Origin of the sequence: Bacillus sp. DNRA2 (genome assembly GCF_012843265.1) — a bacterium.
Lineage (GTDB): Bacteria > Bacillota > Bacilli > Bacillales > Cytobacillaceae > Bacillus_BU.
In genome coordinates this window covers 264,939-291,106 of the sequence record NZ_JABAIT010000001.1, presented here as the reverse complement: position 1 = coordinate 291,106, position 26,168 = coordinate 264,939, and the positions used below count along the sequence as shown (strand labels likewise).

Annotated in this window: 25 protein-coding genes; 2 read left to right on the top strand and 23 right to left on the bottom strand. The window is 41.0% G+C overall.

Annotated elements, in window-relative coordinates; genetic code table 11:
- Positions 1 to 15: 15 nt before the first annotated feature.
- Positions 16 to 642 (top strand): ATP-dependent Clp endopeptidase proteolytic subunit ClpP, encoded by a 627-nt coding sequence (gene clpP / locus HHO41_RS01340; protein WP_348981210.1) that lies wholly within the window; start codon positions 16 to 18, stop codon positions 640 to 642.
- A 194-nt stretch (positions 643 to 836) separates the two neighbouring features.
- Here clpP and HHO41_RS01335 read toward each other — a convergent pair whose 3' ends face one another.
- From HHO41_RS01335 to hprK, 20 genes are all read right to left on the bottom strand, one after another.
- On the bottom strand, positions 837 to 1,094 hold the full coding sequence (locus HHO41_RS01335) for an HPr family phosphocarrier protein (protein ID WP_147534052.1): 258 nt from the start codon (positions 1,092 to 1,094) through the stop codon (positions 837 to 839).
- A gap of 14 nt (positions 1,095 to 1,108) precedes the next feature.
- The gene (gene whiA / locus HHO41_RS01330) at positions 1,109 to 2,065 is read right to left on the bottom strand and encodes a DNA-binding protein WhiA (RefSeq protein ID WP_169095010.1); all 957 of its coding nucleotides are present in this window, start codon (positions 2,063 to 2,065) and stop codon (positions 1,109 to 1,111) included.
- A 43-nt stretch (positions 2,066 to 2,108) separates the two neighbouring features.
- Complete coding sequence (locus tag HHO41_RS01325) at positions 2,109 to 3,077, bottom strand: gluconeogenesis factor YvcK family protein (RefSeq protein WP_282434252.1); 969 nt, start codon at positions 3,075 to 3,077, stop codon at positions 2,109 to 2,111.
- Positions 3,074 to 3,967, bottom strand: coding sequence for an RNase adapter RapZ (rapZ, locus tag HHO41_RS01320; protein WP_169095009.1), 894 nt, complete (start codon positions 3,965 to 3,967; stop codon positions 3,074 to 3,076). Before rapZ ends, HHO41_RS01325 begins: the two co-directional genes overlap by 4 nt.
- Positions 3,968 to 3,988: 21 nt before the next feature.
- Entirely contained in the window at positions 3,989 to 4,447 is a 459-nt protein-coding gene (locus tag HHO41_RS01315) for an 8-oxo-dGTP diphosphatase (RefSeq protein WP_169095008.1), read from the bottom strand.
- A gap of 584 nt (positions 4,448 to 5,031) precedes the next feature.
- A complete protein-coding gene (gene trxB, locus HHO41_RS01310) occupies positions 5,032 to 5,982 on the bottom strand; it encodes a thioredoxin-disulfide reductase (protein WP_169095007.1) in 951 nt (316 codons plus the stop codon).
- Between the two features lie 103 nt (positions 5,983 to 6,085).
- Positions 6,086 to 7,588 carry a tetratricopeptide repeat protein gene (locus tag HHO41_RS01305; protein WP_169095006.1) on the bottom strand — a complete coding sequence of 501 codons (1,503 nt, stop codon included), beginning with the start codon at positions 7,586 to 7,588 and terminating at the stop codon, positions 6,086 to 6,088.
- Between the two features lie 158 nt (positions 7,589 to 7,746).
- On the bottom strand, positions 7,747 to 8,376 hold the full coding sequence (gene hisIE / locus HHO41_RS01300; RefSeq protein ID WP_169095005.1) for a bifunctional phosphoribosyl-AMP cyclohydrolase/phosphoribosyl-ATP diphosphatase HisIE: 630 nt from the start codon (positions 8,374 to 8,376) through the stop codon (positions 7,747 to 7,749).
- Positions 8,373 to 9,131 (bottom strand): imidazole glycerol phosphate synthase subunit HisF, encoded by a 759-nt coding sequence (hisF, locus tag HHO41_RS01295; RefSeq protein WP_169095004.1) that lies wholly within the window; start codon positions 9,129 to 9,131, stop codon positions 8,373 to 8,375. Before hisF ends, hisIE begins: the two co-directional genes overlap by 4 nt.
- Positions 9,131 to 9,862, bottom strand: a complete 732-nt coding sequence (gene hisA / locus HHO41_RS01290) for a 1-(5-phosphoribosyl)-5-[(5-phosphoribosylamino)methylideneamino]imidazole-4-carboxamide isomerase (protein WP_169095003.1) — start codon at positions 9,860 to 9,862, stop codon at positions 9,131 to 9,133. The genes hisF and hisA overlap by 1 nt, the downstream gene beginning before the upstream one ends.
- Positions 9,862 to 10,497 (bottom strand): imidazole glycerol phosphate synthase subunit HisH, encoded by a 636-nt coding sequence (hisH, locus tag HHO41_RS01285; RefSeq protein WP_169095002.1) that lies wholly within the window; start codon positions 10,495 to 10,497, stop codon positions 9,862 to 9,864. The genes hisA and hisH overlap by 1 nt, the downstream gene beginning before the upstream one ends.
- Positions 10,498 to 11,088: an imidazoleglycerol-phosphate dehydratase HisB gene (gene hisB / locus HHO41_RS01280; RefSeq protein ID WP_169095001.1), complete on the bottom strand. Its 591-nt coding sequence runs from the start codon at positions 11,086 to 11,088 to the stop codon at positions 10,498 to 10,500.
- A gap of 188 nt (positions 11,089 to 11,276) precedes the next feature.
- Complete coding sequence (gene hisD / locus HHO41_RS01275; RefSeq protein WP_169095000.1) at positions 11,277 to 12,545, bottom strand: histidinol dehydrogenase; 1,269 nt, start codon at positions 12,543 to 12,545, stop codon at positions 11,277 to 11,279.
- Positions 12,546 to 12,571: 26 nt separating this feature from the next.
- Positions 12,572 to 13,189 (bottom strand): ATP phosphoribosyltransferase, encoded by a 618-nt coding sequence (hisG, locus tag HHO41_RS01270; RefSeq protein ID WP_169095247.1) that lies wholly within the window; start codon positions 13,187 to 13,189, stop codon positions 12,572 to 12,574.
- A gap of 8 nt (positions 13,190 to 13,197) precedes the next feature.
- The gene (locus HHO41_RS01265) at positions 13,198 to 14,376 is read right to left on the bottom strand and encodes an ATP phosphoribosyltransferase regulatory subunit (RefSeq protein WP_248278315.1); all 1,179 of its coding nucleotides are present in this window, start codon (positions 14,374 to 14,376) and stop codon (positions 13,198 to 13,200) included.
- 428 nt (positions 14,377 to 14,804) lie between these two features.
- Positions 14,805 to 15,281 carry an acyltransferase gene (locus HHO41_RS01260; protein WP_169094999.1) on the bottom strand — a complete coding sequence of 159 codons (477 nt, stop codon included), beginning with the start codon at positions 15,279 to 15,281 and terminating at the stop codon, positions 14,805 to 14,807.
- Between the two features lie 3 nt (positions 15,282 to 15,284).
- On the bottom strand, positions 15,285 to 15,929 hold the full coding sequence (gene ppaX / locus HHO41_RS01255) for a pyrophosphatase PpaX (RefSeq protein WP_169094998.1): 645 nt from the start codon (positions 15,927 to 15,929) through the stop codon (positions 15,285 to 15,287).
- Positions 15,919 to 16,869 carry a nucleoside recognition domain-containing protein gene (locus HHO41_RS01250; RefSeq protein WP_169094997.1) on the bottom strand — a complete coding sequence of 317 codons (951 nt, stop codon included), beginning with the start codon at positions 16,867 to 16,869 and terminating at the stop codon, positions 15,919 to 15,921. The genes ppaX and HHO41_RS01250 overlap by 11 nt, the downstream gene beginning before the upstream one ends.
- Before the next feature lie 18 nt (positions 16,870 to 16,887).
- Entirely contained in the window at positions 16,888 to 17,706 is an 819-nt protein-coding gene (gene lgt / locus HHO41_RS01245; protein ID WP_169094996.1) for a prolipoprotein diacylglyceryl transferase, read from the bottom strand.
- Between the two features lie 36 nt (positions 17,707 to 17,742).
- Positions 17,743 to 18,678 carry an HPr(Ser) kinase/phosphatase gene (gene hprK, locus HHO41_RS01240; RefSeq protein WP_169094995.1) on the bottom strand — a complete coding sequence of 312 codons (936 nt, stop codon included), beginning with the start codon at positions 18,676 to 18,678 and terminating at the stop codon, positions 17,743 to 17,745.
- 214 nt (positions 18,679 to 18,892) lie between these two features.
- On the opposite strand from hprK, the gene HHO41_RS01235 reads away from it, so the two are divergent.
- Complete coding sequence (locus HHO41_RS01235; RefSeq protein ID WP_169094994.1) at positions 18,893 to 19,729, top strand: N-acetylmuramoyl-L-alanine amidase; 837 nt, start codon at positions 18,893 to 18,895, stop codon at positions 19,727 to 19,729.
- 104 nt (positions 19,730 to 19,833) lie between these two features.
- Here HHO41_RS01235 and HHO41_RS01230 read toward each other — a convergent pair whose 3' ends face one another.
- From HHO41_RS01230 to uvrB, 3 genes are all read right to left on the bottom strand, one after another.
- Positions 19,834 to 20,964, bottom strand: coding sequence for a DUF4097 family beta strand repeat-containing protein (locus HHO41_RS01230; protein ID WP_169094993.1), 1,131 nt, complete (start codon positions 20,962 to 20,964; stop codon positions 19,834 to 19,836).
- A 199-nt stretch (positions 20,965 to 21,163) separates the two neighbouring features.
- Positions 21,164 to 24,043 carry an excinuclease ABC subunit UvrA gene (uvrA, locus tag HHO41_RS01225; RefSeq protein WP_169094992.1) on the bottom strand — a complete coding sequence of 960 codons (2,880 nt, stop codon included), beginning with the start codon at positions 24,041 to 24,043 and terminating at the stop codon, positions 21,164 to 21,166.
- Positions 24,044 to 24,052: 9 nt separating this feature from the next.
- On the bottom strand, positions 24,053 to 26,032 hold the full coding sequence (gene uvrB / locus HHO41_RS01220; protein ID WP_169094991.1) for an excinuclease ABC subunit UvrB: 1,980 nt from the start codon (positions 26,030 to 26,032) through the stop codon (positions 24,053 to 24,055).
- Positions 26,033 to 26,168 lie beyond the last annotated feature (136 nt).

Sequence of the window (26,168 nt, the reverse complement as noted above, 5' to 3'; positions counted from 1 at the left end):
AGTTTAGCTCGAAAGATCAGATTAAAGGAGGAACAGAAAATGAATTTGATTCCTACAGTAATTGAACAGACAAATCGCGGCGAGCGGGCTTATGACATTTATTCCCGTCTTCTAAAAGACCGCATTATTATGCTTGGAAGCGGAATTGATGACAACGTTGCCAATTCAATCGTTGCGCAACTATTATTCTTGGAAGCCGAAAATCCTGAAAAAGATATATCCATTTACATTAACAGCCCAGGCGGTAGCATTACAGCGGGTATGGCTATTTATGACACAATGCATTTCATTAAACCAGACGTTCAAACCATCTGTATCGGTATGGCTGCTTCAATGGGAGCATTCTTACTAGCTGCAGGAACAAAAGGCAAGCGTTATGCATTACCAAACGCTGAAGTGATGATTCACCAACCACTTGGTGGTGCCCAAGGTCAAGCAACCGAAATCGAAATCGCTGCTAAGCGAATTCTCTTCTTGCGTGACAAGTTAAACGGCATTTTAGCAGAACGTACTGGTCAACCTCTTGAAGTGATTGAACGTGATACTGAGCGTGATAACTTCATGACTGCTGATAAAGCAAAAGAATACGGTTTAGTTGACCACATTATCGAACGCAGCACAGCTGTTGAGAAAAATAAATAAGAAAAGCGTAAGGCGCTTAGCCTATCGGCGACAAGCACAAGACGAGCCGGCCGGAAGGTTGCTTTTTACCTTCTGGACGGATTGGCTTGTGACCTCGAGCCGATGGCGCCTGGAGCTAGACACTGTTCTAGTCGAAAATTTATACTACCTTTTCTTTAGACAAAAAAATCGCGCTCTTCTTGAGCGCGATTTTTTTATGCTTCATCACAGATATATTTACACAATGCTTCAATTGCTTCATTTTCATCACTGCCATTAGCAATTAAGGCTACCTCAGAGCCAGAGCTAATGGCTAAACTCATAAGCCCCATGATACTTTTAGCATTAACCTTTTTACCATCCTTTTCAAGGAAAATATCGGATGAAAAGCGGTTTGCTTCTTGTACAAAAAGCGCAGCTGGACGCGCTTGTAAACCCGTTTTCAGTTTAACTTTTACCTGTTTTTCTAACATATGATTTCTCCCCTTTAAATTTCTCTATTATTTATCGGTTCGCTAGCCCGCAATTTTTCGGCAATTTCATCTATCTTTCTTAACCGATGATTAATTCCAGATTTACTAATTGTTCCTCCCGAAACCATTTCACCAAGTTCTTTAAGAGTAACATCCTGATAATTAACGCGGAGCTCGGCGATTTCTCTTAGTTTCCCAGGCAATATCTGTAATCCAACCGTCTGTTCGATGTATCGAATATTCTCTACTTGGCGTAAGGCTGCACCGATTGTTTTATTTAGATTGGCTGTTTCACAATTCACAAGTCGATTGACTGAATTCCTCATATCTCGAACGATTCGGATATCCTCGAACCTTAACAAAGCAATATGTGCCCCGATAATATTTAAAAATTCGGTAATTTTCTCAGCTTCTTTTAAATAAACGATATAACCTTTTTTACGCTCTAGCGTTTTACTATTAAGCGAAAAAGTGTTCATCAATTCACACAGCGCATCGTTATGCTCCTTATATAAGGAGGATATTTCCAAATGATAGGAAGAGGTTTCAGGATTATTAACTGATCCCCCAGCTAGAAATGCACCTCGTAAATAAGAACGCTTACAACATTTCTTTTTGATTAACTCCTCAGAAATATTATGAACAAAGGTGAAACCTTCTCTTAATATTTTTAAGTCTTCAAGGATTGTTTTTGCTTGATCTGCCAATCGAACAATGTAGACATTATTCTTTTTTAAGCGCATTTTTTTCCGAACAAGCAATTCAACCTGAGCATCATAATTCTTTTTAATTAATGTATAAATACGTCGGGCAATCGCTGCATTTTCGGTTTGAATATCGACGACTAATTTTCGATTGGAAAATGACAAAGAACCATTCATGCGAATTAAAGCGGAGAGTTCGGATTTACTACAGCAAGCTTTTACTTCGATATTTGTGAGTTCCTTTTTTGTTTCTGAAGCGAAAGACATTCCTTAACCACCTCCATCCGCTTACAGCTATTTCATGATATCTTTATTTAAATTCGTTCATGATCAACGCATATAATATTTGCGCCACCTTATTCGTATCATGACGAATGACCCCGTCCTGCAAGGATACAAATTCATCTTGTAACAATTCCATACCCATATCCAGCAGATTTTGAACGTCATAGTGAACAGGTTTTGCAAATTCCTTTTGGTATCGTTTTTGGATTTCCTCTGGAATCGGTTTGTTATTCACGAGGATTGTATCAATAAATTGGCAATTCAAATGATCATAAATCGCCTTAACATGGTCGCTTGCAGAATAGTCCAAAGTTTCTCCGGCTTGAGTCATTAGATTACATATATAGACCTTCTTAGCCTGAGCATCACAAACTGCCTTACCCAATTCAGGAACTAGTAAATTTGGCAAGATGCTCGTGTAAAGGCTACCAGGGCCAATAATTATGATATCAGCTTGATTTATTGCTTGCAGTGACTCAGGTAATGGGTCGATTTTTTCCGGTGTCAGAAATACCCTCTTGATTTTCTTACCTGAAAAGGGAATTTTTGACTCACCCGAGACAATCGTACCATCTTCGAGCTCCGCGTGCAAAATAACTCCTTGGTTCGCGGCAGGTAAAACCTTGCCGTGTACGTTTAGCACCTTGGACATTTCTTGAATAGCGTGAACGAAATTGCCAGTAATCGAGGTCATCGCTGCTAAGATTAAATTCCCAAGTGAATGACCCGACAGCTCATTTTTCGTTTTGAAACGATGCTGAAACATTTCTTCAACCAAGGGCTCAACTTCAGACAATGCAGCTAATACATTGCGAACATCACCAGGTGGTGGTATTTGCAAATCGTCACGCAATCTTCCTGAGCTACCCCCATCATCAGCAACAGTCACAATGGCCGTTATATCAACAGGATATTTTTTCAAACCCCTTAATAGAACAGACAAACCTGTTCCTCCGCCAATGATGACAATTCTAGGTTGGCGATTCATGGTCATGTCAATTTTTCCTTCCTTTTATCAATGTCACGGTGACTGATCCTGGTCTGATAATCCTTTTCAAAGAAATGGCCAATGTATTCCGCTAATGTAACAGAACGATGTTGTCCGCCAGTACATCCAATCGCAATAACTAACTGAGCCTTACCTTCCCTTTTATAATGTGGCAACATAAATGCGAGAAGCTCGGTCACCTTTTCTAAAAACTTGTGCGTTTCATTCCATTTTAATACGTAACCCGATACGTCTTCATCAAGTCCTGTTTTAGGACGCATCGATTCAATATAGTGCGGATTAGGTAAAAAACGAACATCAAATACTAAATCAGCATCAATCGGAATTCCATGTTTAAATCCAAATGACATCACGTTCACTGTGAATATCGTCTGTTTGTTAACGGAGAATTCTGTTGAGATTTTTTCACGCAAGTCCTTAGGCTTCATTTGTGAGGTATTATAAACAATTTGAGCTCTGCCTTTTAATTCCTCAAGCAATTCCCTTTCAAGCTTTATACCTTCCAATGGCAGACCTGACTGAGCCAGAGGATGAAAACGCCTTGTTTCCTTGTAACGTCGTACTAAGGTTGCATCATCTGCATCTAGGTATAGGATTTGTGGAGTCATCCAATCTGTTTCACTAAGGTCATCCAATGCTTTAAAAAGCGAGTCAAAGAATTCTCTTCCTCTTAAGTCCATAACAAGTGCGACTTTATTCATTTTATTTCCTGATTCCTTCATCAGTTCGAGGAATTTAGGTAATAATGTAGGCGGTAAATTATCAACACAGAAAAAGCCAAGGTCTTCAAAGCTCTGGATAGCAACCGTCTTTCCTGCACCTGACATACCAGTAATGATGACCATCTGGGTTTCGTTAGTCGAACCAGTACTCATCTTCATCCCTCCATAACTGATTTAGCTCGGATCTAGCCGATAGGCCAATAAGTTAAAATCCGGCGTATATGTAAATGTTCCATATATGATTCCTTTTCCGTGAATCATATATTCGATGATATGGTGATCGCCTTCAGCCATTGGCAAGCTGCTAATTTGGTCAAGCCCATGCCAAGCAATTTTCCCCTCATCTGATTCATGGAGTGTTGGTCCTTCTGCATCAGTAGCAATGAAAGTAAACATCATCCATTCTGAGATAACCTTGTCACCATCTACCATGATAAACGTGAATATCCCTTTTATCTTTGGGTTTTTAAGATATATGCCAGTTTCTTCACGATATTCACGTATGCAAGAGTCCTTTACCGATTCACCCGGCTCCATTTTTCCACCTGGGGCAACCCACCATCCACGGCGTGGTTTTTGCAATAATAGGACTTTATTTTCCTTCATTAAAACGCAATTTGTGACCCTTTGCATAAATGACACCTCTATCTTACACACTTTGTCCGTTCTAAAAAGCTAGACATACATGGTTTATTATATCTTGATTCATTTTATTATACTATTATTAGGATTCTCTAACAATGATGGGACACTGAGGAATTGTTCTTAATTACTACATCACAAGTTGAGCTCTCTCTATAAGATTAAATGGTTAAAAAAATTGGCACAGGTTTCCCTGTGCCGAAAGTTTATTAATAATAAAAGGGGGTCAATTACTTACTGTTTATTGTACTTTAATTTTATTTCAAAGTTGTTACAGTTGAATTAAATAAAAGTTAATAAACAGATCATCACTTTGATTTGTCTAGTTTTTTTGCAAGATATGATTGGAGTGCTAAAAGTTTAACCGCCAAAATTGGCAATTTATCCGCCGTTTCTTAGCTTTTATCCGAGGAATTCGGCTATTTATCCACCGTTTCTTGGCGTTTATCCGACGAATTTGCCCATTTATCCGCTTTTCGACTAAATTCGACAAATCCAAACCAAACCCGTCTCATCCCGGGTACTCATGAAAAAACCACGCTGGATTCACATCAGCGTGGTTTGAGTCGTCAAAATTATGCGTTTGCCTTTAATTTTTCTTGTAGCTCTTCAACATAGTGTTGGACTGCTTGTGCAGCAATACTACCATCACCTGTTGCCGTAACGATTTGACGCAATGTTTTTTCACGAATGTCTCCAGCTGCAAAAATACCAGGGACCTTTGTTTCCATTTGATCGTTCGTCACGATGTAGCCATTTTCATTTGTAATACCTAAGCTTTCAAACGGCTTTGAAAGAGGTAACATCCCTACGTAAATAAACACGCCATCTGCTGGAAGCTCTTGCTCTTCCCCAGTTTTGGTTGATACCAAGGTAATACTTCCTACCTTGCCATCCTTTTCGTTAATTTGCTTCACAGTGTGGCTCCAAATAAATTCTACCTTTTCATTATCAAAAGCACGCTGTTGCAGAATCTTTTGGGCGCGAAGCTCATCACGACGGTGAACAATCGTTACCTTAGATGCAAAGCGTGTTAAGTATACGCCTTCTTCGACTGCAGAGTCTCCGCCACCGATAACAAATAATTGTTTATTTTTAAAGAATGCTCCATCACAAACAGCACAATAAGATACACCACGTCCGCCTAGTTCCTTTTCACCTGGTGCGCCAAGCTTCTTGTATTCTGCCCCGGTTGTAATGATAATGGCCCGTGCTTTGTATTCCTTTGAACCAGCAATGATGGTTTTATACTCATGGCCATCAATGATTTCTTTAATATCGCCGTATGCATATTCAGCACCGAATTTTTTGGCATGATCGAACATTTTCGTTGAAAGCTCAGGGCCTAAAATGGAATCAAAGCCAGGATAGTTTTCAACTTCCTCAGTGTTGGCCATTTGCCCACCAGGAACACCACGTTCAATCATTAATGTAGACAGGTTTGCACGTGAAGTATAAACAGCAGCTGTCATCCCCGCAGGGCCTGCACCTGCAATAATCACATCATAAATTTTCTCTTCTGACACGTCTTAGTTCTCCTCCTTAAAATACACTATCCAAGAGAGTCTATCCTTAATTAGTATCTACCCTAATCCTATAAAAACATCCTCAGATAGTCCAAAAATCTGCTCAATCCAGTATTTTTTTCACTGCTTTTACATACTTTTGTATAGTTGAGGTGGAGAGTTGGTATTTGTCAGCCAATGCAGCTTGGGTAATTTTTTCTTCACGAAGCTGATACCAAAAATACTCCACTGCTGCTGCCCAGGCATATTGATTTTTTAAAAGAAAACCTTTATCTGTTATCATTTTCAAATAAATCGTAAACCACAATAAATACAAGCCAGATTCCACTGAGCCAATTGGCTGATGATATTTATACAACAATTCAGCTGTTTCGTGAGCAGGAAAAATATCCTCATCTTCTAGTGGATCTTTAATAAATGCTAAATAGTCACGTTCTAAGCTTGAGAATTTTTTATTGTTTTTTTGTAGCAGGGACGTGAGGATTGTTTCCTTCTGCTGCGATACGGAAATTAGGAATATAGCAAACAGCCTTTCCTCGACATAATCACTATCCAATTTTTTCATAATGGACGGAATATGCTCCTCAAAACCAGTATACTTCTCTTTATCTTCGCTCCAAGGTTCAAAGCCCTCTTTTTCCGGATTTAACTCAAGCACCTTTTTCCAAACCTGTTGGGCGCTCTGCTCATGTCCGGTAAAATAGGCAGCATATGCGAGCCAATAGTAATATGCCCCTTCCCCATCATAGCCCTGCTTTTGAAGCTTTCTAAGCCATGTATAGGCAATATCATATTCTTTAACAAGCGCAAATGTTGTACCTAATTTATACTGATGATCAATCGATAATGGCTTGATTTTCCCCAAAACAGCCTTCAGCCTATTTACTTCATCGCTGTCCTTTTGATAGTAAGCAAATACAAGGCGATTACACATTGCGTGCAAATTACCTGGATTCTTTTCTTGAACATCATTGAGGATGTCAAATGCTTTTGTCGGTTCACCAAGGTAAAAATAAGCGAGTGCGAGGTTGTTATAAGCCGACCAATACTCGGGGTAATTTTCAATGATAGAATTTAGCACCTCAATCGCCTTTGGAAAATGTCCGGACTCCAATAAGCTACGTGCATGCTCCTGCTGTACAATCAAGTCATCATGCTCATAAAAATCATCATCTTCAACTTCATCCGCCTCTAGAGTGAGCAGTTGAAGTAAATCCTCGGTATCCTCAGCGAACTCGCCGTTTGGCTCAAGCTCCAAATACATTTTGGCATGATGATGCGCATCCTTAAATAAGCCTAAATGGGCATAATTATTTGCTAAGAAATAATGGCACTCGAATAGCTCCTCGTCTAATTCGTCAAGAATAGCGTGAAGAAGACGATTGGATTGCTGGTATTCACCCATTTCGGTATATAAAACAGCTAGTTGGCAGGTAATCATCGGCTCACCTGGTTCTAGCTGCAGCGCACGGAGGAAGTATTTTTTTGCCTTATGGAAATCCCGACGATTGTATGCTTTAACGCCTTTTGTAAAATAATACTCAGCCGTTGGGACAAATGAGAGTATTTTTGCTTTTTGTTTAGTTGCTTTAGAGTCTTTACTCATGAAAGCCTCCTGTAAATATTGATTTTCAACTAATGTAGTATATCATAGGTAAACGGTACTAGAGAAGTGGAAGCCTGAATAAAGAAATCGACATGTAAATTTTAACAAAATTTTAGGCCGGCAGTTTGGAACTGCCGGCCTCATTTCATACAAACCTATTATTTATGGCGTGTATCTAATACCTTTAAAATTTCCACAAATGGCAAGTCTTGTTCACGCAATAATACAAGCAAGTGATAGAGTAAATCGGATGCTTCCCACTTTAATTCCTCATGGCTACGGTTTTTGGCAGCGATGATAACTTCAGCTGCTTCCTCACCGACCTTTTTCAGAATTTTATCAACGCCTTTTTCAAACAAATATGTAGTGTAGGCACCCTCTGGACGGTTTACTTCACGATCTTTAATAACTTTTTCAAGCGTCATTAAGATTTGGTAATCGGATAAAAAGGGTCCTACTTCAGCTTCGCTAGCATAAAGACTTTCCACAAAACAGCTATCAGTACCATTGTGGCACGCTGGACCTGCCGGCTCAACAAGCACTAATAAGGCATCCTTGTCGCAATCATACTTGATTTCATGGATTTTCTGAGTATTTCCGCTTGTTTCACCTTTGTGCCAAAGCTCCTGGCGTGAACGGCTGTAAAACCATGTTTCACCAGTTTCTAATGATTTTTCTAAAGATTCTTTGTTCATATAAGCAAGTGTGAGGACTTCCTTTGTCGCGATATCTTGAACGATGGCGGCAACTAACCCCTTCTCATCAAACTTAATGTTTTCAATATTCATCGCACAACCACTCCTCTTTCTCTTAAAAAGCCTTTAACCTCAGCGACGGAGGTTTCTTTATAATGGAAAATTGACGCTGCTAATGCCGCATCCGCCTTTCCTTGTTTAAACGCTGCTTCAAAGTGCTCTGCGTTACCTGCTCCGCCAGAGGCAATAACTGGTACATGAACAGCTTCACTGACTGCTTTCGTTAAAGCAAGATCAAAGCCAGCCTTTTCACCATCGCAATCCATGCTCGTTAGCAAAATTTCACCAGCACCTCGACTGACTGCTTCCTTCGCCCAAGCAATCACTTCCCACTCGGTCGCATTGCGTCCACCATGAGTAAACACGCGCCATGAGCCAAGCTCATTATCATATTTGGCATCAATTGCCACAACGATACATTGGGAGCCGAAGAAACTTGCGCCTTCATTGATTAAATCTGGATTTAATAGTGCTGCTGTATTTAATGATACCTTATCAGCACCAGCTCGTAAAATGCGCTTCATATCCTCTAATGAATTGATTCCACCACCAACAGTAAACGGTATCGCTAGTTCAGATGCCACTGCTTTAACCACTTCAGTCATCGTTTTACGACCTTCATGAGATGCTGAAATATCTAGAAAAACTAATTCATCAGCGCCTTGCTCATCATAAAATCGAGCTAGTTCGACCGGATCGCCTGCATCACGAAGCTGAACAAATTGAATTCCTTTCACCACTCGTCCTTCTTTTACATCAAGACATGGAATGATTCGCTTTGTAAGCATTAGGCTTTCACCTCTTCCAACGCCTCTCGAACTGTAAATCGGCCTTCGTAAATCGCCTTACCAACAATCGCACCAGACACTCCTTTAGTTGACTCCGCTTTTAACACCGTTAAATCAGCCAAAGAACTGACTCCGCCTGAAGCAATGACACTTTTTCCAGTTTCAATTGCCATTTGCACAACCGCTTCAACGTTTGGCCCTGATAGCATGCCGTCTGTCGCAATGTCTGTGAAAATAAACGTCTCAGCTCCGGCATCCGCAAACCGTTTTCCAAGTTCGACAGCCTTCATTTCTGAAGTATTCAACCAGCCATGTGTCGCCACATAACCGTTTTTTGCATCAATACCTACGGCAATATGACGACCGTATTTGCGAATCATCTCGATGGCAAAATCAGGATTGGATACAGCAATGCTCCCAATAATCACTCGCTCAACGCCGCGCTCCAAGTAATGCGCAATATCTGCCTCCGTACGAATTCCGCCGCCGATTTGGACCTTTGCCGCTAATTTTTGCGCGGCTTCAATCACAAATGTATCATTAACGCGCTTACCATCCTTGGCACCATCAAGGTCAACCATATGAATCCAAGCTGCACCTGCTTCGGCAAATTGCTGAGCCATCGCAAAAGGTGAATCTCCGTACACTGTTTCTTTTCCATAATCACCTTGGAGAAGACGAACGCATTTGCCGCCTCTCATATCTATTGCTGGATAAATTGTAAAGCTCATTACACCTGACTCCTTTCAAAGACCAACTCGGTAAAGTTCCGTAACAGCTCCATACCCAGCTTGCTGCTCTTTTCTGGATGGAACTGCATTCCATAAACATTGGCACGACCAACAACTGCCGGAACTTTCACATCGTACTCAGCCTCAGCAATGACGACATCTTTATTTTCAGTTACAACATAATAGGAATGAACAAAATAAACATGATCTTGAGCAAGATCTTTTAAAATCGGAGCAGAATGCAAATAAGTCAGCTTATTCCAACCCATATGCGGCACCTTGTATGCCTCGCCATCTTTTGTATGACCAGCAAATCGAATAACCCGACCTGGTAAAATTCCAAGCCCTTTTGTTAAACCATTTTCTTCACTTTCATCGAATAACAGCTGCATACCAAGGCAAATCCCTAGTAAAGGTTTACCACTGTTGACATAGCTATGAATCATTTCTGAGAGTCCTGTTTCATTTAAGCGTTCCATCGCATCTCGAAATGCACCAACTCCCGGTAACAAAAGCCCATCAGCTGCCATTAATTCTTCTTTATTTTCCGAGATAAAATAAGGAACGTTTAGGCGTTCAAGTGCCTTTGAAACACTGAACAGATTGCCCATTCCATAATCAATAATCCCAATCATCTACAACATTCCTTTCGTCGATGGGAGGACACCAATCCGTTTCGGATCAATGGATGCCGCCTCATCTAAAGCACGTCCAAGCGCTTTAAAAATCGCTTCGATAATATGATGAGTATTGTGACCATAATGAACAATAATATGAAGATTCATTCGAGCTTCAAGTGCAAGTTTCCAAAGGAATTCATGGACTAATTCGGTATCAAAGGTACCAACCTTTTGACTAGGGAACTCAGCGCGCATTTCTAGATGCGGACGATTGCTTAGGTCGATTACGACTTGTGCAAGTGCTTCATCCATTGGAACAAAAGCATTCCCGTAACGCTTGATGCCCCGTTTATCTCCTAATGCTTCGCGGAGTGCTTGTCCTAGGCAAATCCCGACATCTTCTGATGTATGATGATCATCGATTTCGATATCGCCTTTAGCATCGATGGTTAAGTCAAAGTTTCCGTGCTTTGTGAAAAGGTCAAGCATATGGTTAAGAAACGGTACGCTCGTTTCAATGTTTGATTGCCCTTCACCATCAATTGCAAATTGCAATTTAATATCTGTTTCATTTGTTTTGCGAACAACTCCTGCCGTTCTTTCCATTATTGACCCTCCAATATGGTAATTATTATTGTTAATCGCTAAGTTAATTTCCGCTTCAGGTGCTCGCTTTCCGCGGGGCGTGCGGTGAGCCTCCTCGGTGCTTTGCACCTGCGGGGTCTCACCTGTCCCGCTGCTCCCGCAGGAGTCTCGCACCTTCCGCTCCAATTAACTCGAAAACAAAAATTTCCTTATTTTTTAAACCGCGCTTCGATGGCTCTGGCGTGGGCTTCTAGGCCTTCGATTCTGGCAAACTCGGCAATTTTTGCTGCGTTTTCGTTGAAAGCCGCTTCACTGTATACAATCACACTAGATTTCTTTTGGAAATCTTCGACATTTAATGGGCTCGAAAAACGAGCTGTCCCGTTCGTTGGCAGAACGTGGTTTGGTCCGGCAAAATAGTCACCAACTGGCTCTGAACTATAACGTCCGATAAAAATTGCCCCGGCATGACGAATTTGACCAAGTAATTCCATCGCATTTTCGCATACAACCTCTAAGTGTTCCGGTGCTAGCCTGTTAATAGTCGCCACTGCTTCTTCCATCGTTTCAGTTACATAAATTGTTCCGTAATGATCAATCGACGCTTGAGCGATTTCGCGACGTGGCAGGTCAGCCAGCTGTGCTTCTACTTCTTTCGAAACTGCCTCAGCAAGCTCCATGGATGGTGTAACGAGCACACTGCAAGCACGCATGTCGTGTTCCGCTTGTGAAAGTAGGTCAGCAGCAACTTCATGGGCACGTGCTGTATCATCAGCCAAAACAGCAATTTCACTTGGACCGGCAATCATATCAATATCAACATCACCAAATACTTCGCGCTTTGCTAATGCTACAAAAATATTCCCTGGTCCAGTAATCTTATCGACCGGCTTAATTGTTTCCGTTCCATAAGCTAATGCTGCGATTGCCTGAGCGCCGCCTACCTTATAAAATTCCTTAGCACCAGCAACATGAGCTGCAACTAAGACAGCAGCTGGAATCGCACCATTTTTACCAGGAGGAGAAACAACAACAATTCGTTCTACCCCAGCTGTTTGTGCTGGAATAACGTTCATTAACACTGATGATGGATAGGCTGCTGTACCACCTGGAACATATAAGCCAACCGAATCAAGCGGTGTTACTTTTTGACCAAGAATGGTTCCGTTTTTCTCCGTTGTCATCCATGAAGGGCGCAGCTGCTTTTCGTGAAATGAGCGGATATTCGCTGCTGCTTCCTTAATAATCGCAAGCTGACTTTCAGAAATTTGCTGATAAGCTGCTTGAATTTCGGCTTCGCTTACTAAAATGCTAGTTAAAGAGATACCATCAAACTTCTCTGTGTATTGCTTAAGGGCGTAATCACCATTAACGCGTACATCGTTAATAATCGCTTTAACTGTATTGCGCTGTTCTTCCGTTCCAGCGTCAACGGATCTTTTTATGGAAATATCTTCACTTACTCGTAAAATTTTCACTAAAAATCAACCCCTCTCCCTATTAACTAATCAATAACCTCACTTAACCGCTCGACTAGCTCACCAATTCGTTGATCTTTAATTTGATAACTCACTGGATTTACAATCAGTCTCGAAGTGATGCCTACAATCTGTTCATATTCAACCAAGCCATTTTCGACTAATGTTCGACCTGTCGAAACGATGTCCACAATTCGGTCTGCTAAACCAATAATTGGAGCTAATTCGATTGAACCATTTAACTTTATAATCTCAACCTGTTCACCCTGTTGACGGAAATATGCAGCAGCAACCTTCGGATATTTTGTGGCAATTTTCGGTGCAACATTGCTCATCGTTGTATTTGGTAACCCCGCTACTGCTAAATAACACTTACTAATCTTCAAATCTAATAATTCATATACATCTCGGTCCTCTTCGAGCATTACATCCTTGCCAGCTATGCCTAAATCCGCCACGCCATGCTCGACATAAGTTGGTACATCCATTGGTTTTGCCAGAATAAATCGAAAATTCTCTTCAGGGACATCGATAATCAGCTTTCTAGAATCCTCAAACTCAGGAGGTAGATTAAAGCCTGCTTTACGAAGTAAATCTGATGCTTCTTCAAAAATCCGTCCCTTAGGCATCGCAATGGTTAACATCGATTTTGTCATTCTTGAGACCCCCTTTCTTGTTTTCCGAGTAAAAAGATGGTCTCTAGGAATTTATTCGTTAATGAATCAATATTTTTTACTCCGCTAATATCTTGTAAAACGATTTTTTTACCTAGATCACGCTTTTGTTTTGCTAATTGGAAAGCTTCCTTGCGACGTTCATCACTAAAAACGATACAAATAATTGGGTCTGGCTCTTCTAGCTGCCCAAGCGCCTCAAGTAAACGATCTACACGAACCGCAAAGCCAGTCGCACCGGTATCTTTGCCAAACTTTTCGAGCAACTGATTGTAACGGCCTCCGCTACCTAATGGGAAGCCAACCTTACCCGCATATAATTCAAATAAGATTCCAGTATAATAGCTCATATGATTAATAAGCGTGAAATCAAACTTTACGTGCTCGGCTACGCCATAGTCGGAAATAATTTCCCATAATTGACGAAGCTGTTCAATTGCTTCATGCCCAGCCTCGTTTTCTATTAAACCGTAGGCTTTTTCAATCACTTCAGTTCCGCCACGTAGCTGAAGCAAATCATATAACCGCTGCTTATCGATAGATGAAAGCGGTAAAGCTTTGACATGCTCACGATAGCCAACATAGTTTTTCTCATATAAAAATTTCGTTAGTGTTTTTACCCGTTCTTCAGTTCCTAAAATTTGTAGGAACAGCTCTTTTACGAATCCAATATGACCAACCGAAATCTTGAAATCCGCCAAACCTGCAGCTTTGATGGAAGAGGCCATTAAGGCAATCACTTCAGCATCTGCACTTAAGGTATTATCAGCGATAAGTTCGACACCAATTTGTTCAAATTCTGCTGGTCTACCACCTTCACGTTGCTGAGCTCGAAATAGATTGGCTGAGCTGGCTAGACGCAATGGTAAATCCTTCAGTAGCTTTGATACAGCAACACGTGCAATTGGTGTTGTCATATCAGGACGAAGCACAAGCGTATGACCTTGTTGATCCAATAGTTTAAATAGCATTTGGTCAAGAATAGCCGAGGCCGATCCGACTGTGTCAAAATACTCAAGTGTTGGTGTTTCTATAAACTGATAACCCCAACGTTTCATTTCCTCTTCTAGTTTCCGCTTAATACGTTGCTTTGTTTCGTATAATTCTGGTAGCGTATCTCTCATTCCAAGCGGCTTTTCAAACATAAATAAACTCATAAGCTCACCCTTTTATATCGACATTATCTTTAGCTGTTTTAAACTTGCCTGTTGATTTCCGCTCCAGGCACTTCGCTTTCCGCGGGCGGTAGCGGGGAGCCTCCTCGGCGCTTTGCGCCTGCGGGGTCTCCCCTGCCCCGTACTCCCGCAGGAGTCTTCGTGCCTTCCGCTTCAATCAACATATGTTTAAATCAATCAACTTTGTCCATTAAAACAGCCAAATTTTAATTAGCATTCATAAATTTCAGAAATCCTTTAGTTCGCTAATGTATTAGCACGATGAAGTTATATGTAGTTTAACCCTCATGACAAAAATCGTCAAGACCAGATAAAAGAAAAAGTGCCTATCCCCAAACGATTCACCGCGCCACAGCATTAGGGGACAGTCCCCCAATGCTGTGGCGCGGTGAAGTAAGGGGACAAGCACCCTATTTTATTCTTTGCATTGGATTGCCGCCAACGAATGCTCCTTTTGGTACATCTTTATGGACAAGAGAGCCTGCAGCAACTATCGCACCATCACCAATTGTTACTCCTGGCAAAATGGTCGAGTTGGCACCAATCATCACTTCATTTCCGATCACGACCGGACCGAGACGATATTCTTTAATTAAGTATTCATGAGCTAAAATCGTCGTATTAAAACCAATAATGGTATTATCACCGACGCTTATCATTTCCGGAAACATCACATCTGGAAAGACCATGAGCGCAAACGCTGTTTGTTTACCCACCTTCATTCGTAAAAACGTACGGTACAGCCAATTCTTTACGCTTAGAAAAGGTGTGTAGCGCGCGATTTGAATGACAATAAAGTTTTTGGCCACCTTCCAAAACGAAACGGTTTTGTAGATTTGCCATAATGAATTGGCTCCTTCAACAGGATAACGCTTCGTGTTTCTCATCCATTACACCTCTAAAATCGTTAACAGGTCAGTCATTTTCTCAAGGATATAATCCGGCTTATATTGTTCGAGTGTTTCACGTCCCTTTAAGGACCAAGCAACACCAGCAGTCTTTGTTCCGGCATTTTGACCACCAAGAATATCGTGATAGTTATCACCAACCATGAGCGCTTCTTCAGGCGTTGCATCTAACAACTTTAACGCCTTTAAAATTGGCTCTGGGTCAGGCTTGATTTTATTAACATGATCAATGGCAATGACGACTTCAAAAAACGGTGTAAGCTTTGCGAGGTTCAACCCCATTTGGGCAACATCCAATTTTTTTGTCGTTACAACGCCTAGCTTGTAGCCCTTTTCCTTTAATATCTTCACTGTATCATAAACACCTTCAAATTCCTTCACTAACAAATCGTGATTTACTTTATTGAAGGTTCGGTAAGCCAAAATCATTTCCTCTGTTTTTTCAGGGTTCAGCTTATCAAAGACTTCATGGAGTGATGGTCCCATAAATGGTAGAACATCCTCTCGCTTAAATTGATTGGGAAAATACTGATCCAATGTATGTAAATAAGAAGAAATTATTAAATCATTTGTATCGATTAAAGTTCCGTCAAGATCAAACAAGACGGTCTTGATGCTATTGTTCATAAATGACTGCTTCCTTTCCTTTTGCAAGTTCTGCCCGTTTCAAAATCGTCGAAACAACTAGGGTTAAGATGATGGCTGTCCCTAACCGAATGAACAATAACGGTAACACCGGAATTCCAAGCGGCATAAAGATAAGGGTGTCTTCAATGACAGCATGACAAGCCATCAAAAATACAAAGGCAAGCGTGATATCCTTTTTACTCACCCCATCCTCCTTAACTGCTTGTACTACGACGCCTGCACCGTAAGCCAAGCCCAATAACAAACCTGCTGCTAACGCTGTTGACGTGTTTTCCTTCATGCCAAGTCGCCGTGTTACTGGGGCAAACCACTTCGAAAACACCGCTAACCATTTCAAATCTTTAAATATTTGAATCACAATCATCAACGGAATAACAATCAGTGCCAATTGCACGATTCCCATTCCAGCTGTTTTAAAACCATCAAACATAACAGCGCCAAACCCGCTTACAGTATCGCTATTTACTGAAGCAAAACCATAATTGGCTAGCTCATTTCCACCGTGCCAAATTAAATTGATGAACAATCCGGATAGCAACGCAAGTCCAAACCTGACGGCAAACACAACCCAAAGCCTAACACCAACCGTTAAAGCAACACTGGTTTCGATAAGCATATTATGGGAAAAAGATAGCATAACAGCGATTGTAAATACTTCTTTTACCGTTAAATCTAATGATAAAATGGCTCCGATTGACGCATATAAATTTAAAAAGTTCCCTAATACAAGCGGTATTGCAGCATCCCCAGATAATCCTAGAAATCCCATCATCGGGGCAATCAAATCAATTACCCATGGAAGAATAGGGGTATGCTTTAAAATTGACACAATGAGGGTAACCGGAAAAATGATCTTCCCAAACTTCCAGGTGGTGGCTAGACCAACATAGAACCCCTTTTTGACCGATGTCAGTATCACTCCAGTTCTCCCCCGTCCTTACTGGCGATTCTCCAAATAACGTATATTGGCTAAGCCACTTTTTCGTCTGTAAATAAACAGTGCTACAGCTAGAACAATCAATCCAATTGAAATGGTTTGCGCCATTCGTAAATTCTCTGTCAGCATCAAGCTGTCTGTTCTCAGTCCCTCAACAAAGAAGCGCCCAATAGAATACCAAAACATATAGGAAAGGAAAATTTCCCCACGCCCCAAATTCACTTTTCGAAGTGCAATCAGTAGGATGACTCCGACAAAGTCCCAAAGTGATTCGTATAGAAAGGTAGGATGATAATAAATTCCATTAATATACATTTGATCAATGATAAATGTCGGTAAATGGAGATTCTCAAGAAAGGCCCGCGTAACCTCGCCTCCGTGCGCCTCTTGGTTCATGAAATTCCCCCACCGACCAATAGCTTGACCTAGAATAATGCTTGGAGCAGCGATGTCTGCAATTTTCCAAAACGAAAGCTGCTTGCTTTTTGCAAAAAAGTAAGTCGTTAACACGGATCCAATTAGAGCTCCGTGTATCGCAATTCCACCATTCCAAATTTTAATCATTTCCCCGGGATGGTTCTGATAAAAGTCCCATTGAAAAATAACGTAATAAATTCTTGCGCTAATGATGGCAATCGGAATGGCCCAAACCATTAAATCCGGAAAGGTATCTTTTGGCAAACCACGGCGATCTGCCTCACGAATTGCTAACCATAGGGCAAGTGCTAGTCCACTTCCAATAATCACTCCGTACCAATGTACAGCAAACGGCCCGAGCGAAAACGCGATGGGATCCAGCGGTTGTATATTTTTTTCCATGCTCATTTCTCCTTAGTCCTCAGTTAGTCTTTATTTTTAATAATCCTCGTGGTCACTGTCTTCAATCGCATCAGTTAGACGATGAGTAAATTGTTCAGCAGCATTAACGCCCATTCTCTTGAGCCTAAAATTCATTGCTGCTACTTCAATAATGACAGCAAGATTTCGCCCAGGTCGGACAGGAACTGTTAATTTTGTGATATCTGTATCAATAATTCTAAATTTCTCTTCATCTAAGCCGAGACGGTCATATTGTTTGTTTTGATCCCAAAGTTCGAGATTAATGACGAGTGTAATCCGTTTATGACTGCGGACTGAGCCCGCGCCAAAAAGCGTCATGACATTGATAATGCCTAGTCCACGAATTTCGAGCAAATGCTCAATCAACTCAGGAGCATGTCCAACTAGTGTATCTTGGTCTTCCTGACGGATTTCAACACAGTCATCAGCAACAAGGCGATGGCCCCGCTTTACTAATTCAAGTGCGGTTTCACTTTTACCAACACCACTCTTACCGGTAATAAGCACTCCAATCCCGTACACATCCACTAATACACCGTGTACAGCAGTTGTAGGAGCTAGTTTACTTTCCAAAAAATTGGTCAATCGGCTTGAGAATCTTGTTGTTTTCATGGATGCTCTCATCACCGGCACCGATTCACGCTCAGATGCTTCTATCAGTTCATGTGGAATCGGTAATCCCCGTGTAACAATAATGCCCGGTGTAATATCCGTACACAATTGATCCATTCGATATGCTTGATCGGCTTCGTTTAGTTTTCCAAAAAAAGATAATTCGGTTTTTCCTAATAACTGAATTCGCTCTGCCGGATAATGATCAAAATAACCAGCTATTTCAATTCCAGGACGGGATATATCACTAGTCGTAATCGGACGGTTTATGCCTTCTTCTCCACTGATCAGTTCTAAATTAAACTTCTCAATGATATCTTTGGTGCGAACATTTGGCAATTAAAGGCTCCTCCTTTAAAAAAGTTTCAGGATAATCATATAGTCTATATTTTAGCACTTTTTTGCAAAGAACCAAATGAACTCGTGTTTTTCTTAGATAATTGTCTAAATTTAATATTTCGAAAGTTTTTAGATCCATTTCGGGTCTCTAAACATATATTAATCACGAAGAAATATTTCTTAAATAAATTGACCATAGGAAAGGAGTGGTTTGATGAAAATCATGTTAGACGCTGGGCATGGATTCGATACACCTGGTAAACGCAGTCCCGATGGCATGCGTGAGTATGAATTTAATCGTGCCGCTGCTAATTACGCGAAGGAACTGCTTGATGGTTATCAAAATGTAACAGTCTATTTTGCCCACTCTGACCAAACTGACATCCCATTACAACAAAGAACAAACAACGCAAATAATTTGCGAGTAGATATTTATGTTTCAATTCATGCAAATGCAGCCAGTAGCACATGGAGTAGTGCCGGTGGAATTGAAACCTTTATTTATACAACTAGACCTCCTGGAGCCGTATCCCTCGCAACAAAAATTCAAAATCAACTAATCAATAAAACAGGTTTGCGTAACCGTGGTGTTAAGACTGCCGATTTCCATGTTCTAAGAGAAACAAATATGGACGCCGTGCTTGTTGAGTGCGGTTTTATGTCAAATCCCGATGAGATAAAGCTTCTCCGTTCTGAGGGCTATCGCCGAACATGTGCAGAGGGCATTATCGCTGCACTTGCTGAACAATTTGGCCTTGTAAAAAAACCAACAGCCACACCGGCTCCTCAACCAACGCCAATTCCGACACCGGCACCAGCACCTACACCGACTTCAGGATTATACAAGGTCCAGGTAGGAGCATTTAAACAGAGGGATAACGCCGAAGGTATGGCAGCTCGTTTAAAAAATGATAGTTTCCAAAATTTTATTGTCACTGACAACGGTTTATTCAAGGTTCAAACCGGGGCATTCCGCAATAAACAAAATGCCGACGAATTAGCGCAAACTCTTCGGAACAAGGGCTATCAACCTTACGTTTTTCGTGCGTAGAATAATGTTTACTTTGTTTACATCATTTACCAGTTAACTTATAAACATATATATGCAGAAAAGCTGGCAATCGCTTGGGTGCCAGCTTTTTCTGCTACATCTGATTATTTTTCTATTACATTCTTTCTAACTGATATCGATCCAGTTTTTGTCTCAGCTTCAAGCTTGATGATATTCTGTGATGGTGCAACCGGTTTAAAATGTAGACTTTTTTGCACCATATCACTTTTCTCAGACACGATTTGGATACCATCCAATTCTACAGCAAAGGAACCAAGGTTTGATTTTAATTCTCCAGTAACGGCCACGCCTTGAGGGATTGCAAGGTCAATGCTGCCAGAAACTGTTTTGGCCTCAATATCTTCAGTGTTTGTACCGGTCAGCTTGCAGCCGATATTACCGTTAAATGATTGCAATTCTAATCGAGAGTAATCCCCTTCTAATTGAATAGCCCCATTTAAAGTTTCCGCTTCAAGCTCAGTGATTTTGCTGTCACGAATTTTCACTTTACCATTAGCTGTTTCTACTTCCATTTTTTCTGCGATTATTCCATTCGCACCAATTCTACCATTAGCCGTCTTGGCCTTGATTGATTTTACATTTAAGTTTTCAAAGCGAATGGGACCATTGAATAGTCGAATTCGAGCGTTTTCGTAATCCGACTTTGGTAAATAAATCATCGCTTCAACCTTCATCCATTTCGGCTGGGCAGAAAATCTTAAAGTTCCAATATCTACATTGAAGAGAATATCCCGCAAAAAGCTTGCTCGGGCCTCATCTAGGGATTCACCACGATAGATTTTTGCTTTACACTCGATTCGAACATCATTTTGATCCCAAGGTATAAATTGAACAGAACCATTAGCGATATCGACATCGATATTTTTTAATTGAACATCGCCTTGATGGAAGATGTGGGAAAGTTCGTAGCCTTGACCAAAATTAAAATCAAGATCAAAATCCTTAATTTTTTTAAAGGCAGAATCAACAAAATCGACAATTACATCCTTTAAAGATTGAAATTTGTTTTGAAAAGAATCGTTATCCTGCTTATTCTCTTCTTGTTTTCCTTCGTCAAATTTAACCACTGTTGATAATTCATTAACCAGTTCTTCTTGCTTCTTTTCAATTTTTTGCTGTGATTCTTCGAGTTCATTGAGTAGCGATAGAGCTTCTTCTGCAGAGAGCTTGCCTTCCTCGACCATTTTTAATATCCGAATTCTTTCCTCTTGCATTTCATATCCCTCCATCCAAGTTTTTTCAATTACCCTTAACCCTTGAACGCAACGTTACTTCACCTTATTATTTACGCAAAACAATTGGTGAAGTTTCATAAACTTTTACGATGATGAAAAAATAAGGATCTAACAGAAGATAATCACTGTCAGATCCTTAGTTGTTTATTATGAATTTTCGTGTAAACCGCTTCCGAAATTATGATAGATTACCTAGCGCTTCTTTTTCGGCAATTTGATTTGCCATCCGAGCACGATCTCTGTCAAGGATTGGCTTTAAATATTTACCTGTGTATGAAAGCGGTACTTCCGCCACCTGTTCAGGCGTACCGGTTGCAACAATCGTTCCACCTTTATCGCCACCTTCAGGCCCTAAATCTATTAGGTAATCTGCTGTTTTTATCACATCTAGATTATGTTCAATTACTAAAACTGTATCTCCGTTTTCAACGAGGCGTCTTAGAACTTCAAGTAGACGAGCAATATCATCCACGTGCAAGCCTGTTGTTGGTTCATCTAAAATATAAAGTGTTCGGCCATTTGAACGACGATGTAGCTCTGAGGCAAGCTTAACCCGCTGGGCCTCACCACCTGATAGCGTAGTTGCTGGCTGTCCAAGTGTAATATAGCCTAAGCCGACATCATAAATGGTCTGCAGCTTTCGCTTGATTTTCGGCAAGTTTTCAAAAAAGGATAGCGCATCCTCAACTGTCATCTCTAGTATATCAGAAATGTTTTTTCCTTTGTATTTAACTTCCAATGTTTCGCGATTATAACGCTTTCCATGACAGACTTCACATGGAACATATACATCAGGGAGGAAGTGCATTTCGATTTTGATAATTCCATCACCACGACAGGCTTCACAACGTCCACCCTTAACATTAAAACTAAAACGCCCCTTCTTGTAGCCACGTACCTTCGCTTCGTTTGTGGCTGAAAACACATCGCGAACATCATCAAAAACACCGGTATAGGTGGCAGGGTTCGATCTTGGTGTTCGTCCAATTGGAGACTGATCGATATCAATGACCTTTTCTAATAAATCAATACCTCTAATTTCCTTGTGCTCACCTGGCCTTATTTTGGCATGATGGAGCTTTTGGGCTAATGATTTATGAAGAATTTCATTAATCAGCGTACTTTTCCCAGAACCAGAGACACCCGTTACGGCGATAAACATTCCGAGTGGGATTTTCACATTGAGATTGTTCAAATTGTTTTCTTTAGCCCCTCTTATTTCGAGAAAGCGATCATCCGGCTTGCGACGTTCAATTGGAAGAGGAATAAATTTTTTTCCAGATAAATATTGACCGGTAATCGAATTCGGATCAGCCATCACTTCCTGAGGAGTTCCTTGGGAGATAATCATCCCACCATGTACACCGGCACCAGGTCCAACATCAATTAAATGATCAGCTGCGAGCATCGTATCCTCGTCATGCTCGACAACGATTAAGGTGTTTCCGATGTCACGCATATTCTTTAAGGTACCGATTAGCCGGTCATTATCGCGCTGATGTAACCCAATCGAAGGCTCATCAAGGATATAGAGGACACCCGTTAAGCGTGAACCAATTTGTGTGGCCAGACGAATCCGTTGCGCCTCCCCACCAGATAACGTACCTGCCGCTCGGCTAAGTGTTAAATAGTCAAGTCCTACATTTATGAGGAATCCAATTCTTTCCTTAATTTCTCGCAATATTTGATGCGCGATTTTCTGTTCTTTTTCCGTTAAATCAACTGACTCGAAGAATTGGTGTGCTTCTGTTACAGATAAAGAGGTAATTTCACCTACATGCCGACCAGAAACTAATACCGCCATTGCTTCTCGCTTTAAGCGATAACCCTTACAGGTTGGACAAGCATGCTCTGCCATGTATTTTTCCATTTGCTCCCGAATAAAATCTGAGTTCGTTTCTTTGTAACGCCGCTCGACATTACGAACAACACCCTCAAATTCAATATAGCCTTCACGCATTTGTCCAAAGTCGTTTTCGTAATGAAAAAAGATTTTTTCACCCTTTGAGCCATAGAGAATTTTCTCTAATAAATGCTCCGGAATATCCTTCACCGGTACATTCATATCGACACCAAAATGATCACAGGCAGCCTTTAAGAGCTGTGGGTAATATTGTGAACTGATAGATTCCCATGGTGCAATCGCGTTCTCTTTTAAAGTAAGATCGCGATTTGGGATTACCAAATCAATATCAATTTCAAGTTTCGCACCAAGTCCATCACAATCCGGACAAGCACCGAAGGGACTATTAAATGAAAACATCCTTGGCTCTAGTTCACCGATAGAGAAACCACATTGTGGGCAGGAATGATTTTCACTGAACAGAAGTTCTTCTTCACCGATGACATCAATAAATACTCTGCCAGCGCCAAGCTGTAACGCTGCTTCGAGCGAATCGGCCAACCGCGTTGAAATTCCTTCTTTAATTACGATACGGTCAACTACGACCTCAATCGAATGTTTTTTATTTTTATCTAGTTCAATATCATCACCGAGATCGTACATTTCTCCATCGATACGCACACGAACATAGCCTTGCTTTTTAATATCTTCAAGCGTCTTAACATGAGCGCCTTTGCGTCCTGAGACAACCGGGGCAAGAATTTGCATTTTAGTCCGTTCCGGATAGTCGAGAATGCGGTCAACCATCTGTTCTACTGTCTGGGAGGTAATCTCAATTTTATGAATCGGGCATGTTGGCCGTCCAACTCTAGCGTATAACAGGCGCAAATAATCATAAATTTCGGTCACTGTCCCTACAGTTGAGCGGGGATTTCTGCTCGTTGTTTTTTGGTCAATCGAAATCGCCGGAGATAGTCCTTCAATTGTATCTACATCGGGTTTATCCATTTGGCCGAGGAATTGGCGGGCATACGCTGATAATGATTCAACATAACGGCGCTGTCCTTCTGCATAAATCGTATCAAAAGCCAACGAGGACTTTCCTGACCCGGAAAGTCCCGTGAGAACTACTAATTTATCTCTCGGAATGGTGACATCAATATTTTTTAAATTATGAGCTCTGGCCCCTTTTACGATTAATTTATCCATTACCATTTATTTACGTCATCCTTCCGCTTTTAACTCAAAAATTAAATCACGAAGCTCGGTGGCACGCTCAAAATTAAGCGCCTTAGCTGCTTCCTTCATTTCCTTTTCTAAATCAGCAATGACCTTGTCGCGTTCTTTCTTGGTCAGTTTGCTCAGTGCTGCTTGAGGTTTGTTGACTTCCTCTTCATCGGTAGTATGGGTGGCTCTTATGGATTCACGAATATCCTTTTGGATCGTTTGCGGCGTAATCCCATGTTTTTGATTATATTCCTCTTGAATCTGACGGCGCCGTTTCGTTTCATTAAGGGCCATCTCCATCGAATTAGTGATTCTGTCGGCATACATAATCACGTGTCCGCTTGCATTCCGCGCCGCACGACCAATCGTCTGGATTAACGAACGTTCTGAACGCAAGAAACCTTCCTTATCTGCATCCAAAATCGCAACAAGTGATACTTCCGGAATATCCAAACCTTCCCTGAGCAAGTTGATACCTACGAGCACATCATATTTTCCTAGCCTTAGCTCACGGATAATTTCAATTCGCTCAAGCGTTTTCACCTCGGAATGAAGGTACTGAACCTTTATGCCAATTTCCTTTAAATAATCAGTCAAGTCCTCGGACATTTTTTTCGTTAAGGTTGTCACTAGAACACGCTCATTCTTTTTGACCCGCTCATGGATTTCCGCAATTAAATCGTCAATCTGACCTTCGATTGGACGAACATCAATCGTTGGATCAAGAAGCCCTGTTGGACGGATGATTTGCTCAACAAAATCCGGAGCATGCTCCAATTCATATGGACCAGGTGTAGCTGATACATAGACGATTTGATTGACATGCTTTTCAAACTCGTCAAAGGTTAACGGTCGATTATCAAGAGCTGATGGCAACCGGAAACCATAATCAACTAATACCTGTTTTCTCGCTTTATCACCATTAAACATTCCGCGTATTTGCGGAAGAGTAACATGTGATTCATCGATTACGATGAGAAAATCTTCTGGAAAATAATCAAGCAGGGTATATGGAGTTGAACCAGGCGGTCGCAACGTTAAGTGTCTTGAATAATTTTCAATCCCTGAACAGAAACCCATTTCACGCATCATTTCCAAATCGTAGCGAGTTCGCTGCTCTATGCGCTGAGCTTCCAAGAGTTTATTATTTTCTCGTAGCTCCTTTAAGCGAACTTCGAGTTCTTCTTCAATATTTTTAATCGCAATTTGCATTTTTTCTTCGCGGGTAACGAAGTGTGATGCTGGAAAAATGGCGACATGGTCGCGTTCAGCAATGATTTCACCCGTTAGTGCATCGACTTCGCGAATTCGATCGATTTCGTCACCAAAAAATTCAACGCGGATGCAATGTTCATCCCGTGATGCTGGAAAAATTTCCACGACATCCCCTCGAACCCGGAATCTCCCCCGTTGAAAATCTAAGTCATTGCGGTCATATTGAATATCAACTAGCTTTCTGAGCAGTTGATTTCGATCAAGCTCCATCCCAGTTCGCAAAGACACGACTAAATCGCGGTATTCCTCTGGTGACCCTAAGCCATATATACACGAAACACTGGCAATAATGACGACATCCTTGCGTTCAAACAGCGAAGAAGTTGCCGAGTGTCTCAGCTTATCGATTTCTTCATTAATACTGGCATCCTTCTCAATGAAGGTATCAGTAGATGGTACATAAGCTTCCGGCTGGAAGTAATCATAATAACTGACAAAGTACTCGACGGCATTATTAGGAAAGAAATCTTTAAATTCACTATAAAGCTGTCCAGCTAATGTTTTATTATGAGCAATAATCAAGGTTGGTTTATTGACCTCTTTAATTACGTTGGAAATAGTAAAAGTTTTTCCAGTCCCTGTTGCCCCTAGCAATGTTTGTTCGCGTTTATTTTCGCGAATTCCTTGGACAATTTTCTTGATCGCTTCAGGCTGGTCACCTTGCGGGGTGTATTTTGAAACAAGTTCAAACTGGTCTTTCACGATTTAAAACCTCCCTTGAGTACTATTCACATTCTACCACATTTATAGTAAAACAAACCAATAATACGCGAACAAATATTCGTAAATTTTACAATTAGGAAATCTTATTGACTTTCACTCTCAAAAAATCGTTAAA